The 16,332-nt window shown below is 40.2% G+C and carries 16 protein-coding genes; 4 read left to right on the top strand and 12 right to left on the bottom strand.

Annotated elements, in window-relative coordinates:
- Positions 1 to 443: 443 nt before the first annotated feature.
- From WAZ74_RS02945 to WAZ74_RS02960, 4 genes are all read right to left on the bottom strand, one after another.
- The gene (locus WAZ74_RS02945) at positions 444 to 869 is read right to left on the bottom strand and encodes a hypothetical protein (protein WP_422305631.1); all 426 of its coding nucleotides are present in this window, start codon (positions 867 to 869) and stop codon (positions 444 to 446) included.
- A gap of 274 nt (positions 870 to 1,143) precedes the next feature.
- Positions 1,144 to 2,160, bottom strand: a complete 1,017-nt coding sequence (ilvC, locus tag WAZ74_RS02950) for a ketol-acid reductoisomerase (RefSeq protein WP_422305632.1) — start codon at positions 2,158 to 2,160, stop codon at positions 1,144 to 1,146.
- A 151-nt stretch (positions 2,161 to 2,311) separates the two neighbouring features.
- The gene (gene ilvN, locus WAZ74_RS02955) at positions 2,312 to 2,809 is read right to left on the bottom strand and encodes an acetolactate synthase small subunit (protein WP_422305634.1); all 498 of its coding nucleotides are present in this window, start codon (positions 2,807 to 2,809) and stop codon (positions 2,312 to 2,314) included.
- On the bottom strand, positions 2,809 to 4,521 hold the full coding sequence (locus WAZ74_RS02960) for an acetolactate synthase 3 large subunit (protein WP_422305657.1): 1,713 nt from the start codon (positions 4,519 to 4,521) through the stop codon (positions 2,809 to 2,811). The genes ilvN and WAZ74_RS02960 overlap by 1 nt, the downstream gene beginning before the upstream one ends.
- Before the next feature lie 985 nt (positions 4,522 to 5,506).
- On the opposite strand from WAZ74_RS02960, the gene WAZ74_RS02965 reads away from it, so the two are divergent.
- On the top strand, positions 5,507 to 6,007 hold the full coding sequence (locus WAZ74_RS02965; RefSeq protein WP_422305636.1) for a DUF4124 domain-containing protein: 501 nt from the start codon (positions 5,507 to 5,509) through the stop codon (positions 6,005 to 6,007).
- A gap of 24 nt (positions 6,008 to 6,031) precedes the next feature.
- On the opposite strand, the gene WAZ74_RS02970 is transcribed toward WAZ74_RS02965, so the two are convergent.
- Positions 6,032 to 7,855: an NAD(P)H-hydrate dehydratase gene (locus WAZ74_RS02970; RefSeq protein WP_422305638.1), complete on the bottom strand. Its 1,824-nt coding sequence runs from the start codon at positions 7,853 to 7,855 to the stop codon at positions 6,032 to 6,034.
- Positions 7,856 to 8,052: 197 nt separating this feature from the next.
- Between WAZ74_RS02970 and queG the strand changes: the two genes are divergently transcribed.
- On the top strand, positions 8,053 to 9,300 hold the full coding sequence (queG, locus tag WAZ74_RS02975; protein WP_422305640.1) for a tRNA epoxyqueuosine(34) reductase QueG: 1,248 nt from the start codon (positions 8,053 to 8,055) through the stop codon (positions 9,298 to 9,300).
- 152 nt (positions 9,301 to 9,452) lie between these two features.
- Here queG and lysM read toward each other — a convergent pair whose 3' ends face one another.
- From lysM to WAZ74_RS03005, 6 genes are all read right to left on the bottom strand, one after another.
- A complete protein-coding gene (gene lysM / locus WAZ74_RS02980) occupies positions 9,453 to 9,962 on the bottom strand; it encodes a peptidoglycan-binding protein LysM (protein ID WP_422305642.1) in 510 nt (169 codons plus the stop codon).
- A 339-nt stretch (positions 9,963 to 10,301) separates the two neighbouring features.
- Entirely contained in the window at positions 10,302 to 10,538 is a 237-nt protein-coding gene (acpP, locus tag WAZ74_RS02985) for an acyl carrier protein (RefSeq protein ID WP_025652201.1), read from the bottom strand.
- Between the two features lie 282 nt (positions 10,539 to 10,820).
- The gene (fabG, locus tag WAZ74_RS02990) at positions 10,821 to 11,549 is read right to left on the bottom strand and encodes a 3-oxoacyl-ACP reductase FabG (RefSeq protein ID WP_422305646.1); all 729 of its coding nucleotides are present in this window, start codon (positions 11,547 to 11,549) and stop codon (positions 10,821 to 10,823) included.
- On the bottom strand, positions 11,546 to 12,514 hold the full coding sequence (gene fabD / locus WAZ74_RS02995) for an ACP S-malonyltransferase (RefSeq protein WP_422305648.1): 969 nt from the start codon (positions 12,512 to 12,514) through the stop codon (positions 11,546 to 11,548). Before fabD ends, fabG begins: the two co-directional genes overlap by 4 nt.
- Positions 12,515 to 12,959: 445 nt before the next feature.
- Positions 12,960 to 13,142: a 50S ribosomal protein L32 gene (gene rpmF, locus WAZ74_RS03000; protein ID WP_201623035.1), complete on the bottom strand. Its 183-nt coding sequence runs from the start codon at positions 13,140 to 13,142 to the stop codon at positions 12,960 to 12,962.
- Positions 13,143 to 13,476: 334 nt separating this feature from the next.
- Positions 13,477 to 14,070 (bottom strand): YceD family protein, encoded by a 594-nt coding sequence (locus tag WAZ74_RS03005; RefSeq protein ID WP_422305651.1) that lies wholly within the window; start codon positions 14,068 to 14,070, stop codon positions 13,477 to 13,479.
- A 183-nt stretch (positions 14,071 to 14,253) separates the two neighbouring features.
- Here WAZ74_RS03005 and WAZ74_RS03010 point away from each other — a divergent pair, with 183 nt between their 5' ends.
- Positions 14,254 to 14,976 carry an elongation factor P hydroxylase gene (locus WAZ74_RS03010; protein WP_422305653.1) on the top strand — a complete coding sequence of 241 codons (723 nt, stop codon included), beginning with the start codon at positions 14,254 to 14,256 and terminating at the stop codon, positions 14,974 to 14,976.
- Between the two features lie 269 nt (positions 14,977 to 15,245).
- Positions 15,246 to 15,863: an L-threonylcarbamoyladenylate synthase gene (locus WAZ74_RS03015; RefSeq protein WP_422305655.1), complete on the top strand. Its 618-nt coding sequence runs from the start codon at positions 15,246 to 15,248 to the stop codon at positions 15,861 to 15,863.
- 104 nt (positions 15,864 to 15,967) lie between these two features.
- Here WAZ74_RS03015 and rplQ read toward each other — a convergent pair whose 3' ends face one another.
- Positions 15,968 to 16,327 carry a 50S ribosomal protein L17 gene (rplQ, locus tag WAZ74_RS03020; RefSeq protein ID WP_011279809.1) on the bottom strand — a complete coding sequence of 120 codons (360 nt, stop codon included), beginning with the start codon at positions 16,325 to 16,327 and terminating at the stop codon, positions 15,968 to 15,970.
- Positions 16,328 to 16,332: the final 5 nt, after the last annotated feature.

Consider the following 16,332-nt stretch of genomic DNA (forward strand, 5'->3'; position numbering starts at 1 on the left):
CGATAAAACCAAAACCTTTAGCTTCATTAAACCACTTTACAGTGCCTTCAACTTTATCTGACATAAATTTTCCTAACTCTTTAACTGTTGGCGAGACGTGTGTCATCACCGATTAATTGATATATACCCAAATAATTTTCTGCTAAACGCAGAGGTTAAAACTATTAAGCTATCCTGAGGATACCTTAGCGCTTTCACCTAAAATCCTTCGAGTACAAGCTGATTATAGCAGCTTTTGATAAGCGCAACAGCTTAAATTGATGATTTTTGTAACCTTTTAAAGACAGGTCTGAGAAATGATGAGAGCAGATAGATGGCTTTATAATACATTGATATAAAAGATAATTTTTATCAATGGACCTTTATAATTTAAATCCACACATATTATTCAGCGCAGTAATCATTGCTACTAAACTTAACTGCCTAATAGTTAGAAACAATACTTATTGAGAGATTGGTAGCCATGGTGAGCTTAATACCAATAAACATAGCGCAAAAAATATCAGCGAAAAGGACTGACTATAGGCGATATATTTAGCGGGTATTACTAAGTCCTTGGGAGAATCAGGAATGCCTTTCCGCCTTAACAAGCGCATGCCATATATCCAACCAAAAGTCGTATAGATACCATAGGCTGCAGGTACAGCAACTGCCAACGGTGTCAGATCAATCACGTATAACATCATTACCGAAATAAAGAACCATGAGGTATCTAGAATTGAGCTAATTTGAAAAAACTTAGATTTGGGTAGTTTGCCATCGGTTTTTTTGAGCATCTCCCCTTCTATCCAAATTAAAACTGCTACCACAGCACTAAGACTAATATATACGAATTGCGGCGTTAGCCAATCAGGATAAGATATTTGCACAACAGACAACCTATAATCTATAGAAAAGAAGCAGGAGAAACCCTCAGCGTTCATAGCTCAAGGATAAAAACAACGACACTCATCTAAGCGAGTAAATCGTTAATAAATATGATGACGCTTGCCTATATTAGGCAGCTATGGCAGATTTTCAACCAGTACAGACTTGCTACTATGAAAATATTTATAAAATAGCGCTTATTAAAAAGCCCATGTTATCAAGTGATAGCATGAGCTTTTTTAAAACCAATTAAATCTTATAGCATTTTATATCGAATTAGTTCTTTTCTTTATCGATGATTTTATTGCCGCCAATCCAAGGCATCATACCACGTAGCTTGGCACCTGTTATTTCAATTTGATGCTCAGCATTATTACGACGACGAGCAGTCATTGATGGATAGTTCGTTGCGCCTTCACTGATAAACATTTTAGCGTATTCACCAGATTGAATGCGTTTTAGTGCATTACGCATGGCTTCACGTGATTGCTCATTAATCACTTCAGGACCCGTCACATATTCGCCATATTCAGCATTATTACTGATTGAATAGTTCATGTCAGCGATACCGCCTTCATACATCAAGTCAACGATAAGCTTAAGCTCATGTAAACACTCAAAGTAAGCCATTTCTGGCGCATAACCTGCTTCAGTTAGCGTCTCAAAGCCCATTTTTACTAGCTCTACTGCGCCGCCACAAAGAACCGCTTGCTCACCAAATAGGTCAGTTTCAGTTTCATCTTTGAACGTGGTTTCGATAATGCCTGAACGCCCACCACCAACACCAGCAGCATAAGACAATGCTAGTTGTTTGGCTTGACCTGACGCATCTTGATAGATAGCGATCAAATCTGGGATACCGCCACCTTTGGTGAACTCTGAACGTACGGTATGACCAGGTGCTTTAGGAGCAACCATAATCACATCAAGATCACTGCGTGGTACGACTTGGTTGTAATGAATCGCAAAACCATGAGCGAAAGCCAATGTAGCGCCTTCTTTAATGTTTGGTTCAATCTCGTTGTTATATAACTCTTTTTGGAACTCATCAGGCGTTAAAATCATGATGACGTCAGCCGCTTTTACTGCATCGGCAACTTCAGCAACTTTCAAGCCAGCATTTTCTGCTTTTTTCCATGAGCCTGAATCGGCACGTAAACCAACCGTCACATCGACGTTTGATTCTTGTAGGTTAAGCGCGTGCGCGTGGCCTTGTGAACCATAACCAATGATGGCAACTTTTTTACCTTGGATGATTGATAGATCACAATCTTTATCATAATAAACGTTCATAAATAGAATCCTTTTCCTAAATCATGGCGTGCCATGGAAAAATAAACACTTAAATTTCAACCACCGTTTTGAAGTGATTGGTAAGATAAGCGCTATGTTAATGTTGAATAAATAAGTTTGAAATACAATATTAAAATATAGAGAACGCTGATTATAAGCTTAGCGTTTTGTCGCCACGCGCAATGCCGATCACGCCTGAACGTACCACTTCCATAATACGTTCACGACCAATCACATCAATAAAACCATCAAGCTTAGCTTTATCGCCAACGATTTGAATCGTATATAAACTGGCATTGACGTCAACGATTTGTGCGCGAAAGACATCTGCACTGCGTTTGATCTCTTCACGTACACCGCCAGTCGCACGTACTTTGATCAGCATCAACTCGCGCTCGACGTGTACGGTGTCTGATAGATTAAGCACTTTAACCACTTCAATCAATTTATGCAATTGCTTGGTGATTTGTTCTATTTTTTCAGGTGAAGTAATGGTGGTTAACGTTAAGCGAGAAATACTCGGATCGTCTGTTGCCGCAACGTTCAAAGTTTCGATGTTGTAGCCACGTTGAGAGAACAAACCGACCACTCGCGACAACGAACCCGCTTCGTTTTCCATCAATACCGAAATCAGATGTTGTTGTTGCATTAGGTACGCTCCCCTTTAGTTAACCACATATCACGCATCGTCTGCCCAGCGATTTGCATCGGATACACATGCTCATTACGATCGACATAAACGTCAATAAATACCAACTTATCCTTTATTGCCATGGCTTCAGCCAACTGTGCTTCCATAGTCGCAGGATCGGTAATCTTGATACCGACATGACCATAGCTTTCAGCCAGTTTTACAAAGTCTGGCAAAGAATTCATATAAGAGTGTGCATGACGACCTTCATAGAGCATATCTTGCCACTGCTTGACCATGCCCAACTGCGCATTGTTTAAGTTTAGGATTTTGACTGGCAAATCATACTGCAAGCAGGTCGATAGCTCTTGAATATTCATTTGAATAGAGCCTTCGCCGGTAATACAAACCACATCGCGATCTGGATTGGCAAGTTTCGCTGCCATCGCATACGGCAAGCCAACACCCATCGTACCTAAACCACCTGAGTTTAGCCATTGGCGCGGCTCATTATAGGTATAGTAAAGGGCAGCAAACATCTGATGCTGACCAACGTCGCTGGTGATAATAGCGTTACTATTAGTCACTTTATCCAAGGCCTGAACGACCGCCTGTGGCTTAATACCATTATCGGTACTGGTGTCATAGCGCAAACCATGACGCTTACGCCACTCATTAATCTGTGACCACCAATCCAATAACGCCGGTTGGTCTAGCTCTTTATCCTCACCGATAATCTCTAACATGTCCGTAAGGACTGACTTGACATCGCCAACGATAGGAATATGCGCAAGAATAGTTTTTGAGATAGACGTAGGGTCAATATCAATATGAATAATCGTCGCATTTGGACAGAATTTTTTGACGTTATTAGTCACACGGTCATCAAAACGTGAACCAACTGCCAGTATAACGTCCGAATGATGCATGGTCATGTTGGCTTCATAAGTGCCATGCATACCTAACATACCTAAGAACTGACGATCGGAGCCAGGAAAGGCACCTAAGCCCATTAAAGTATTGGTTACTGGTAAGTTTAAGCGATGCGCAAGATCGGTTAGCTCTTTATGTGCATTACCTAAAACAACACCGCCACCAGAGTAAATAATCGGGCGCTTTGCAGCAAGTAGTGTTTCAACCGCTTTTTTAATTTGACCACTATGACCTTTTAATGAAGGCTGATACGAGCGTATAAACACCTCTTTTGGGTATTCATAAGCGAATTTTTCGCTAGGCGCCGTCATATCTTTTGGCACATCGATTACAACAGGACCTGGACGTCCAGCCTGCGCAATATAAAATGCTTTTTTGACAATCATTGGAATTTCGCTAGCATGGCGTACTTGAAAACTATGCTTAACGATAGGACGCGACACACCAATCATATCGGTTTCTTGGAAAGCATCTTCACCAATTAAACTGCTGGGTACCTGTCCAGCGATGATAACCATCGGTACTGAGTCCATAAAGGCAGTAGCAATAGCAGTCACTGTATTGGTGGCACCAGGGCCTGAAGTCGCCAGTACCACACCTGTGTTACCAGTTACTCGTGAATAAGCATCTGCCATATGGCCCGCTGCTTGTTCATGACGCACTAAGATGTGCTCAATGTTTTCTTGTTGAAACAAGGCGTCATAGATATGAAGAACAGCACCGCCTGGATAGCCAAAAATATATTTGACGCCCTCATCTGTTAGTGCTTGCACCAACATCTCAGCGCCAGATAGCATTACTGGCTCATTACTATTTTCAGCGAGTTTTTGCTGCTTTTCAGGGAAATTTTTGGCGGCATTAGCCGTTTGGGTATGTCCAGTCATATTCGGACTTTGCGTGGTTTGCGTGGTTTGCGTCACTGTCATCACCTTTTTTTGTGGTAAGAAGTTGCATTATCTTATTAAAGAAAACAAGTCCATTGCTACCGGGTTGTCATTCTCGCAAAAATAAGTGCCAACTCTCGTCCATATCAAGAATGTGTGCCCACTATATCTAAGTAACGCTGTTTTATCAGACAGCATAGCACTCAAATACAGCAATATATTTAGGGTCAGCTTTGTGACAGGAGTTTATCGATATACAGTGACAAGATGCGAGTGCACCTATAAAAGAAGCTTATTATTTGCAATGCATAAGAGCTAGCGCTGATAACAAATAGATGGATGCAGAATGATAGAACAAATCTCAAAGCTTATATTTTATAGCTTATATCACGCTATATGATTGCGAAATCTTATAACATGTTTAATGAGTAAATGTTAAACACACATGACACTCTATTTTTTATAACAGCAAAATCTTACGAGATACATTAATAAGTTAATCTTAGTCATTGTAGACAGATAAGTCCGGAGACAATAAATACAGATGTGAATAGTGATAGTTATGAACACTATTTATTTTATATTATTGTCACAAAGATAATAAAGCTAAGCAAGCTACCGATAAGTAACCCGTAGTCCTTATTTTCAAGTGCCACGGCAATATCATAAAAGCCGCTCACTGACCAATCAACTGCTATTATATTCGATGGTTTGGTCAGCATTGTCAAGAAAAACTTCTAAAGCCCACCCCTAACTATTGGTTATTAAATAATGTACATTCATAAGAATTATTTGCTAAAATCAAACAATAATGTATTTATATTGTTATCGAGAGCGTTAACCACTATCCTTAGCTTATCTATACACCTGTTTTTTACCCATTAAGAGGATTGTTACCATGGCATATGCGTCTACCATAAATACCGCTGCCAAACTACTAATGACTGTCAGCACTGCGTGTATGCTCATGCTACCCATGAGCGCCAGCCATGCTGTTCAAGTATACAAATCTATTGGTACGCATGGTGAAGTTAAGTACAGCCAACATGCGCCGCAAAATGGTAGAAATATTGAAGTGATTGAGTTCCGCAGTGATGGCAGACAGAGCAACGCAGGACAGCTGGCAGGCAAAACTGAAGCCAATCAAGCTGCACCCCAGAGCGCAGAAGAACAGCGCGTTGCACAATTAGAAGCGCGTATCAAAGAGCAAGAATCGCAGGCGAATGCCCAGCGTTGCCAGTCATTACGTAACAATTTAACCAATTTAAATGTCGGTGGACGCATCTATGAGATGGATGCCAGTGGCAAACGTCAATATCTAGATGGCCGTGAAATTGAGCTTAAGCGTGAGCGTGTTCAACAAGCAATCACTCAGTATTGTAATGGCTCTGCGACTTAATATTAAAACCAATCTATTTAATAGTTAATAATTAGCCGTTATTAGTTGGATAATATGGCGAATAGCGGCTGGCATATCTTGAGCTTGCAAACCTCGTTGTCCTATTAATAATGGCCCACCATTTAACAATGGTCCACCATTATTGCCACAGGTAGCAGTTTGATTTACTAAAATATCTCCTGCCAATCCATGAATAAGAACCGCTTGGTGCAAGCTACGCGGTTCCTCATTTAAATCTTGCTGCGCGAGTAAACCAGCAATCACACCCGATAATACATCGCCCATACCAGCGGTTGCCATGCCTGCATTACCGACTCCGCAAACATAGACATGACTTTTCTCTGTCCCCTGTTCAAAGACTAGTGACCCTGCTCCTTTTAGCACCCAATGACCGCCATAACTCGTTGCACACTGCTTTATCGCCGCTAATCTATCGTCTTCTACCTCGCTCACCTTTTTATTTAACAACCTAGCAGCTTCACCACTATGTGGCGTTAAGCTAACCTGATAATCAACACTATGTTCTTTCAGCTGTGTTATTAGTTTATGATTATCCCTTTGCAATGATGCCAAATGATAGAGACCGTCGGCATCGATTATTAATGGCTTACCTTTTGCTATGGCAGCCTGCACATAACTTATAAATATTAACTTTGCTTTTTCATCACGTCCGAGTCCCATACCAATAGCCACCACACTAGCTTCCTCAATAAGACGGTTAACTCCATCTTTATCATGTAAGTCGATGGTCATTGCATCTGGTAATGAGGTTAGTAGTGCACCATGAAACGCTTCATGGCAGGCAACAGTAATTTTTCCAGCACCTGCTGCCATCGCACTCGACGCAGAAAGTATGGCTGCGCCTCCCATACCTTGTGAGCCATCAATGCGGTTGCCGCCGATAATCAATACATGTCCGTAGCTGCCTTTATAGCTGTTTTGACGGCGTGGCTTTAAAGGTTGAGCGGTGGTCATGAGTGTGGCGACTGGCATTAGGTCGTTACTACTCATCCGATAAGGTATTAGCGGTATGTCAATAATTGTGCCGCTGTAATCCATACCATCTTTGGTATGCAACCCAAATTTTCGTGCAATTAAACATAAAGTCACATCAGCCTGTATCGCTATACGGTCAAATACTTGACCCGTGGAGGCAACCAGTCCGCTTGGAGTATCAACTGCAATGATTAATGCCTCTGCATACTCTGCCGCTTTATTGAAGGCAAAAATTGCCTGCTTATAAACATGTTCAGGTGCTCGATCTAGGCCAATACCAAATAACGCGTCGATATAGATATCGGCTTGCAAGTTTGTATATTTATGATGGCATTGATTATATACGCTATCCTCAAAACGCTGGTAATGACAGTTAGCAAATAGCGCTGTCTGCAGAGCCTTTGCTGCATCCGTCATAAAATCTGTTTTATTGGACCTGCTACTTGTATTATTTTTCTCATTATCAGTTGTTTCAGTATTGGCTACTCCAAAATCAAGCTTATCAAAGCCGACCGTTATCACTTGCACTTGCCAACCCATTTGCTGTAAATAGTAAGCAATGAGCCAACCATCACCGCCATTATTGCCTTTCCCTACCCAAATACTGGCTAGACGCTGGCGAGTATGACGACGAAGAGAAAATTTAGAATGAGCGGATGGGTGCACGTTAAGATTTTTCTGCTCATAAATCTGCTCAATATACTGCGCCATTTGCCAAGCAGCTTGTTTCATTAGACTGAAGCTGTCATTACCTTCGGTAAACCATGCTTGCTCGATAGCGTAGAGCTGCTCACTACTATACAGCGCTATAGGCATTGTTTTTTTCGATAATATATTGGTTTGCATTTGCATTAATTATTCTCAAGTATTTTTAGAAAACGGTTTTATATTATTTTGAATATCTGCTTTTTTCTCCGCTTATATTAGCTTAGCAAAATCGTAAGCTAACTGATGTATCAATATGAATGCAGATTTATTTACTTTGGCACTTGCGCTCTTAGCTCACTGGCTTATCATACTCATATTCACATTATCATTGTTAGCCAACTATGAGTAATAAACCTCAAGCAGACTTATCAATTTCACTTACTTCACAAACCGCACAGTCGCCAACCAAACTGCTGTCCTCTGCACCTGCTAACACGCCTGATAAAAAGATTGTCGTCAATAATTCGCACGTATTTGCTACCACAGCAGACGTTAAGCAATGGATTAAAGCCCAAGCTCAATCTTTAGGGTTTGCTGACTGTGGCTTTTTATCCGTGCATCATCCTTTGTTTGTTAAGCAGACTGAGCAATTAAAGCAATGGTTAGCGAAAGGGTACGAAGGTCAACTACAGTTTATGCATAGCAATCATCATTTGCGTGCCCATCCTGAGCAATTAGTAGAAGGAGCTAAAACTATTATCAGCGTACGTATGGACTATCTCACTCAAACACCAACACCGCGTGCTGTCACTGATAATGACCACCCCAATCAAGGCATAATTGCGCGTTATGCGAGAGGACGTGATTATCATAAGACCATGCGCAGTCGTTTAAAGCAATTGGCATTAAAGATTGAAAGCATGCTTCCTGAGTGGCGACATCTAGATATTGGCGCTGATACGGATTTTATTTTTAGACCATTCAGTGATTCGGCACCCATCTTTGAGAGGCCTATTGCTGATGCCGTTGGTCTCGGCTGGACTGGAAAACATACGCTGCTAATCAACAAGCAAGCAGGCTCATTTTTTGTGCTGGGAGAGTTATTTATGAGTCTTGAATTGCCTGATGATGAACCCGTCAAAGAGCACTGTGGCAGTTGTCGCGCCTGTATTGACATCTGCCCTACCCAAGCGATTGTCGCGCCCTATGAGCTCAATGCGTCCGCCTGCATCTCATATCTTACTATCGAGCACGATGGCATCATTGATACCAAATATCGCCGTGCCATTGGCAACCGTGTTTTTGGTTGTGATGACTGTCAATTGATTTGTCCATGGAATCGCTATGCCAATATTACGCCTGTAGAAGATTTTGCGCCGAGGCATCGTCTTGATAACAGTAGTTTGCTTGAGCTATGGCAATGGCAAAAAGCAGATTTTATGAAAAAAACTGAGGGGAGTCCACTAAGACGCACAGGCTATGTGAATTTTTTACGTAATATTGCCATTGGTCTTGGCAATGCTAATGGCAGTCAGGAAGTAATCGAGCAATTACAAACAAGATTAAGTATACATAATGACATGCTTGATGAACATATTCATTGGGCAATAATTGAACAGCGCGATAAACTAAAAGCAATTAGGTTATAGAATCGTTTATTTTTTTGACTAAAACAATATTTAAAACCCCTAAGCACATAAAAACAAACCAAAAAAACACCTCTTAAAATTATAAGAGGCATTTTTTATTAACTTACTACTTTAATTTATTAAATTACTGCTTTAAATAGTAAAAATTAAAATTATGGCTTAGGAATACGTAGTACTTGGCCTGGATAAATCTTATCCGGGCTAGATAACATTGGCTTATTGGCTTCAAATATTTTCATATAATCGGCAGCTGAACCATAAACATTCTGAGCAATCTTAGATAAATTGTCGCCAGATTTTACGGTATACATAGTAGATTCAGGCGCATCTTCTTCGATATCGATATTATCAATAACTTTAGCGACATTCTGTACGTTACCAATAGCAATGATAGCTTTTTCACGATCCGCTTGGGTTTTAGCCTTACCACTTATTTCTGCTGTGTCCGTCGAACCATTATATTTAATTTTTAGATCACTAATATTCAGATTCTGCTGCTGAATACGACGAAGTAAAATATTGGCTACTGACTGAGCTGAGGGCTCACCACTTTGTACTGGTGTATTAGCGTCTGCTTTCGTTTCCACTTTAGCATCATGCTTCGCATCATCACGATTAAAAATCTTATCACCAATGTCTTTTGCAAAACTGAACATACCCATATAACTGCTCCTTGAAATACTATTATTTATTATTAGTCTGAGAGTAATTGTCTTTCTTTAGTTAACTAGCTTTAGTTAATTAGCTACTCTCATTCTTTTTTGCTTACCATTCTCAGTATAGACAACGACCAGTGCTGTGAATAGTAATAGTATGTTGAGTAATGTTGATTTGGCGTAGCTTATGTTAACGTAATCGGTAATGAAGTGAAGATTAATGAACATCATAAATTACTGGAATGATTTATAAAAATAAACTGCCGTGAGAAATATTATGCATAAAAAAAACCGCCTATCTATTAAGATAAACGGTCATATCAAACTTGCTAAGCTAATAGCTAATTATAGCTGTGCTTGTACGTAATCGATTGCTTTTTGAACAGTCGTTAGTTCTGCTGAATCTTCATCAGGAATAGTGATGCCGAAATCGCTTTCGAATGACATAACCAATTCAACTAAGTCCAATGAATCGGCACCTAAATCTTCCATAAATGAAGCATCGTTATTGATGTCTTCAACATTCATACCTAGTTGCTCAGCTACTGCGGCTTTAACTCTTAGCTCGGTATCATTACTCATGTAGATTGCTCCTTTTTGATCTATTATTTTGACAAATTGCTATAGTACCGTAATTAGATTCTATAGTATTGTGTATAAAATGGGATGTTCAGATTTGTATGGCTTTCTGAGTGCGCTATAACAAGTTATACATTTACTAGTGTCTAGTAAAACATTGCTATCATACAGGGCTTTGACTTAAAAGTATTCGTCATTATAGCACTCTTTATTATAGTTTACACTCGTTCACACAGTTTTTTATTATAACTATGTAACGCTTGGCAACAAGCGCTCTATTAGCAGCTACATGTACATGCCGCCGTTGACAGGCAAAACAGCACCTGTAATATAGCTAGCTTCATCACTCGCTAAAAACAGTACTGCTGCTGCAATATCTTCTGGCTGGCCAAGACGACTAATAGGAACGGCATCTAACATTGAGTTTAAGAGGCGTTCGTCAAGCTCATCAGTCATATCGGTTTCAATCAAGCCTGGCGCCACACAATTAATGGTCACTTGGCGTGAGCCTATTTCACGCGCTAACGTGCGACTAAAGCCCTCAACACCGGCTTTAGTTGCCGCATAGTTAGATTGGCCAGCATTGCCCATTTGAGCGACGACAGAGGTAATATTGATAATACGACCACGGCGCGCTTTCATCATACCGCGAATAGCACGTTTACTCATACGATAAACAGAAGTCAAATTGGTATCAATCACATTGTCCCAATCTTCATCTTTCATACGCATCAGCAAGCCATCTTGGGTGATACCAGCATTATTGACCAATACTTGAACCGCACCATAGACGCTCTCTATTTCTGCAAATAGTTTGTCAATCTGTGCCGTATCACGTACGTCTAGTACTCGACCTATTCCACCACTATCGTGCAGATACTCATCAATCGATGCAGCGCCTTTTTCAGTGGTCGCTGTACCGATGACAAAATGTCCTTCTTTGGCAAAACGTTTGGCGACGGCTTTGCCAATACCGCGGCTCGCGCCAGTTACTAATGTAATCGTACGACTCATGATAATATCTCCAGCAATTTATCTAGACGGGCGGGCTTATCCGTAGGATAGCTTACAATTGGGTGCGCTTGACGCTTTGCCAAATTACTCAATACGTTACCGCTGCCACACTCGATTAAAATATTAATTTGTTTATCAGCCAGCTCTTGCATGGTTTTTGACCATAATACTGGTTCACTTAATTGTTCAGTTAACGCCTCTTTAATACCTACTGCACTGGTCTCAACGCGCGCATGACGATTTTGAATAACTGGAATCGTCGCCTGCTCGAATTTGATTGACGCTAGTTCTTTAGCCAATGCGCTGCTCGCTGGTGCCATAAGCGCACAGTGCGAAGGCACGCTTACCTTTAAGGGAATGGCCTTTTTACCAGTATTTTGTACTTTATCAATGACCGCGTTAACGCCTGCCGTATTACCAGAAACCACTACTTGTCCCGGACTATTAAAGTTTGCTGCGCCAACGATCGCATCATCAACATGCTCAGTTGCTTGCTCACACAAAGTTTCAACTCGATGATCTTCCAGACCTAGCACTGCTGCCATGGCAGTATCGATACCTACCACTGCTTCTTGCATCAATTGACCACGCTTATGCACCAGTTTCACCGCATCAGCAAGTGAGATCACCCCAGCGGCACAAAGTGCGCTATATTCTCCTAGAGAATGACCCGCTAAATAACAGGGCTTATTGTCTATTTTCTGTTGTAAGATACGCCAAATGGCGATGCTAGCAGTCAGTAACGCTGGCTGCGTATACTGAGTTTGATTGAGCTTGTCTTCGTCCTGACAAATTGCCCATAAGTCTTCACCAAGTGCGTTACTCGCCTCAGTGAAAGTTTCAAGAATCTCAGGGTAAGTTTCAACAAGCTCGCTGATCATACCCACGACTTGAGAGCCCTGACCGGGGAATATAATGGCAATGCGGGTTGGCTGTTTTTTTATCATATCGGGTACAGAGGCCATAACCAATATTCCTTATTTAATTGGAAACACCCCTAAAGTGAATGGGGTTCATTGTAGAGTTCAAGACTATGTAGAATTTTTAGTTTATAAAGCCATTACTGTCACTAGTCCTTTAAAACAGCAAACGCTTATGAAACTATACACTGACAACGACCATTAGCATAGCAGCCAAAAAGTTAATTAGTTATCTTGCCCTATTAAGTATCACTGAATGAACAATCATAAGCACTTAATAGTAATAACAAACATTTGAACAAATGCCAGGCTTTAAAAAAGAGTAAAAAATTAATAGCAAAAAGCCAAGTTATCTAGCTACATAATATATGATAGCGAGATAACTTGGCTTTCTTTAGCTCAAACTGATTGCTCAATAATAGCTGTGCAAAAATTACTGATAGCTATGAAAACTATCATAATTTTGCATCAACCGTTAGTAGCAGTTAACTTAAGCTTCTTGACTGACTTTGAATAGCTGGCGACCACGATAGAAACCATCTTTAGTCATGTGATGACGACGATGCTTTTCACCAGTGGTAGCATCAATGCTTAGCTCAGCGATTTCCATACGATGATGTGAACGGCGCATGTCACGACGAGAACGACTTTTACGACTTTTTTGAACGGCCATGATATAGCTCCTATACTTAATAAGGGGATAAGCTTTGAATTTAGCTTAAATCGACACTGACAGAGGCTATATAATTAAAGCAACCTAAGTCTTACGTATCATTAGTTAAATAGATTGCCACACGTATTAAAGTGTTGATTACGTCTAAAATCTATAGTTAGTGTGCAAGGTTAGCTTTTATCTGCCAGCGGCAGGTTGCTAGAATGCAATAATCGGAACATTATACGCATGTTTAGCGGATTAATAAAGCCCTGCTTTTCACTCTTCTGCATAAAGCTGACAAAAATTATCACCTAGCAATCATTGATCCCTTTTATCATTGCAGTTTATATGGCTATAACTTGCCTTTTAAAGAAGCTAAAGCAGCAAAAGGATTTTCAGTTCCTTCTTCTTCAGGTATTTCACCAAACTGCTCAACCGTCATTTCACAGTCATCATGCTTCGGTGCCATTGGCGTTTTAAGCAGTATTTCATCTTCAACCAGTTTTTTAAGCGGTAATAAACGCTCTGGAGATTGCTCGGTGATAATTTCATCGAGCAATAAATAGTCTTGCTCTTCATTCACTAAACGGATTTGGCTCTCATTATCGAGTAGCACAATATCATAATCATCTGTCAAATCTATCACAATTGGTTGCAAACAACGTTGGCAAGTTAACCATACTTCACCGGTCAATGTAAAAGCCAGATGCAACACATTATTACGGCGATACAGATTAGCCTTTATCAGAAGATCTGATTGAGCATGCTCGGTCGTCAATGAAGTAGCAAGACGCTCAAATGAGCCAGGTGCTATTTCCCCTACCCATTCAAAACCGCTGTCTTCCCACTTATTTAAGGAGATATGTTCGGGCATACTGGTTGATGTAGGCGTTAGTGTTTTTTCAGCCTGAAGCGCTGATGACTGGTTATTTTGGGTGCTTGACATACGCGGCCTCATTGATCAAAAACGGTGTATAATATTGCTTGCCATACTAACGGAAAGCGTCATGCTGTGCTAGCGCTAGTATGTTAAGATTTTCCGGATGCTAATTTATTTCTACCTTTCATTATTTGTTTGCAAATACAAGTAAATTCATCTCTTATCCTTTATTTGGTCAATGCTTTACTTATGATGTCGTCTACTATTTATCCCGATTTTTCTAGCTTATTATCTACTCTTGACGCTAAACTGTTATTACAACGTCTAAATGAATTAGACAGTAAAAAAGTCTTTAGCACCTCTAAAAACTTTGCTGAACTTTCAACTCAATATCCATTCGTTAAAGATTACCTAACCTACGTTACTTTAACCGAACAACCTTTAGCTAAAGATAATGAACAAGCTAATACCGACTGGCTTATACAATTATTTAATGCCCTATTCATCAATCAGCAAGTCATATTATTTCGCGGTACTAGCGAGCCGGAATACTTTCCTGCTCAAAACAACCAACCGGCAAGAATTGAATTTGCTCATGGTTTTTTCGCCAGTGCATTACATGAAATCAGTCATTTTTGTGTTGCAGGCAAACAGCGCAGGCAGTTATCTGACTTTGGCTACTGGTATGCCGCCGATGGGCGCTCAGCAACTCAGCAACAAGCATTTGAGCGTGTGGAGATTAAACCACAGGCATTAGAGTGCTTATTTACTCTAGCTTGCAGACGTCCTTTTCAAGTCTCACAAGATAATCTATTTGCTGACTTTGATACGAGCGGAAGTACCTTTCCTCAAGATGTTTATCAGCAAGTGAAAACATACATTGCTAAGCCACATACGCTACCGGCTGATGCTAAAACCTTACTACAAGCATTGCTGACTATTTGTAATAGTAATCAACTTAATAATATCTAACATATTTTATTTTTGCTGCATAAAAAATTCTTATTCAATCATGTTAACGATTTCATACTCATATTAACGCCTTGCCCATAAACTTATATTTGCTTTGCGCTATACTAATGGCTGAAGTTATTTGTTATCGGCATTTATACCTTTAATAAAGTAAACTGATATTTCAAAAGTACTCTATCAGCTACCTTACTTATTTAACTGCCTTCACTTAGAAAGTCCTATATATATTAAATAACAAGAGTCTAATAATTATAAAATAAGGAACTATTATGCAAGTACTTTATATTCATCCGGAAAATCCGCAACCACGTCTTATTGAGCAAGCAGCTGACTTATTACGTAAAGATCAGCTCATTATTTACCCCACTGATACTAGCTATGCCTTTGGCTGTCGCTTAGGTGCAAAAGATGCATTAGAAAAGCTTAAGCAGATTCGTGAGCTCGATGATAAGCATCAATTTACCTTGTTATGTCGTGATTTAAGTGAGATTGCCAATTATGCGAGCGTAGACAATCTACAATTTAAACAGCTCAAGGCTCTTACACCAGCGCCTATTACTTTTATTCTCAATGCCACCAAAGATGTACCAAAGAAACTGGCGCACGCCAAGAAAAAAACCATCGGCATACGGGTGCCGAGTAATCCTATCGCTCAGGCATTGTTAGAAGCCATGGATGAACCTATTTTGACCAGCTCATTAATATTACCAAACCGAGATGACATATTAGACGACCCATTTGAAATAGAAGAACTCTTGGGCAATCAAATTGATGCGTTAATTAACGCTGGAATCAAGACTACCAAGCTGACTACGATTGTCGATATGACCAGTAGCCAACCTGAATTGATCAGGCAAGGCGCTGCTGATGTGAGTTCATTATTATAAATAAAAAAATGCTATCATAAAGCTCAAATATCTAAAAATTTACGCAAAAAAAAGCTCCAATTGAATTGGAGCTTTTTTATATACATATTTTGGTTATTATAAAATTAGTCGCGATCAACCAATTCTACATAAGCCATCGGCGCATTGTCACCATCACGGTAACCGCATTTTACGATACGCAAATAACCACCTGGACGAGCTTGGTAACGAGGACCAAGAGTACCAAATAATTTGCCTACCATAGCTTTGCTACGCATACGACTGAATGCTAAACGACGATTAGCAACGCTGTCTTCTTTAGCCATAGTGATCAATGGCTCGGCAACGCGACGTAATTCTTTAGCTTTTGGTAAAGTTGTTTTGATCAGTTCATGCTCAAATAATGAGTTGGTCATGTTCTGAAACATTGCCTTACGATGACTGCCGGTACGACCCAGCTTGACTCCACTCTTACGATGGCGCATAGTCA

This window comes from Psychrobacter sp. (genome assembly GCF_049295055.1).
GTDB lineage: Bacteria > Pseudomonadota > Gammaproteobacteria > Pseudomonadales > Moraxellaceae > Psychrobacter.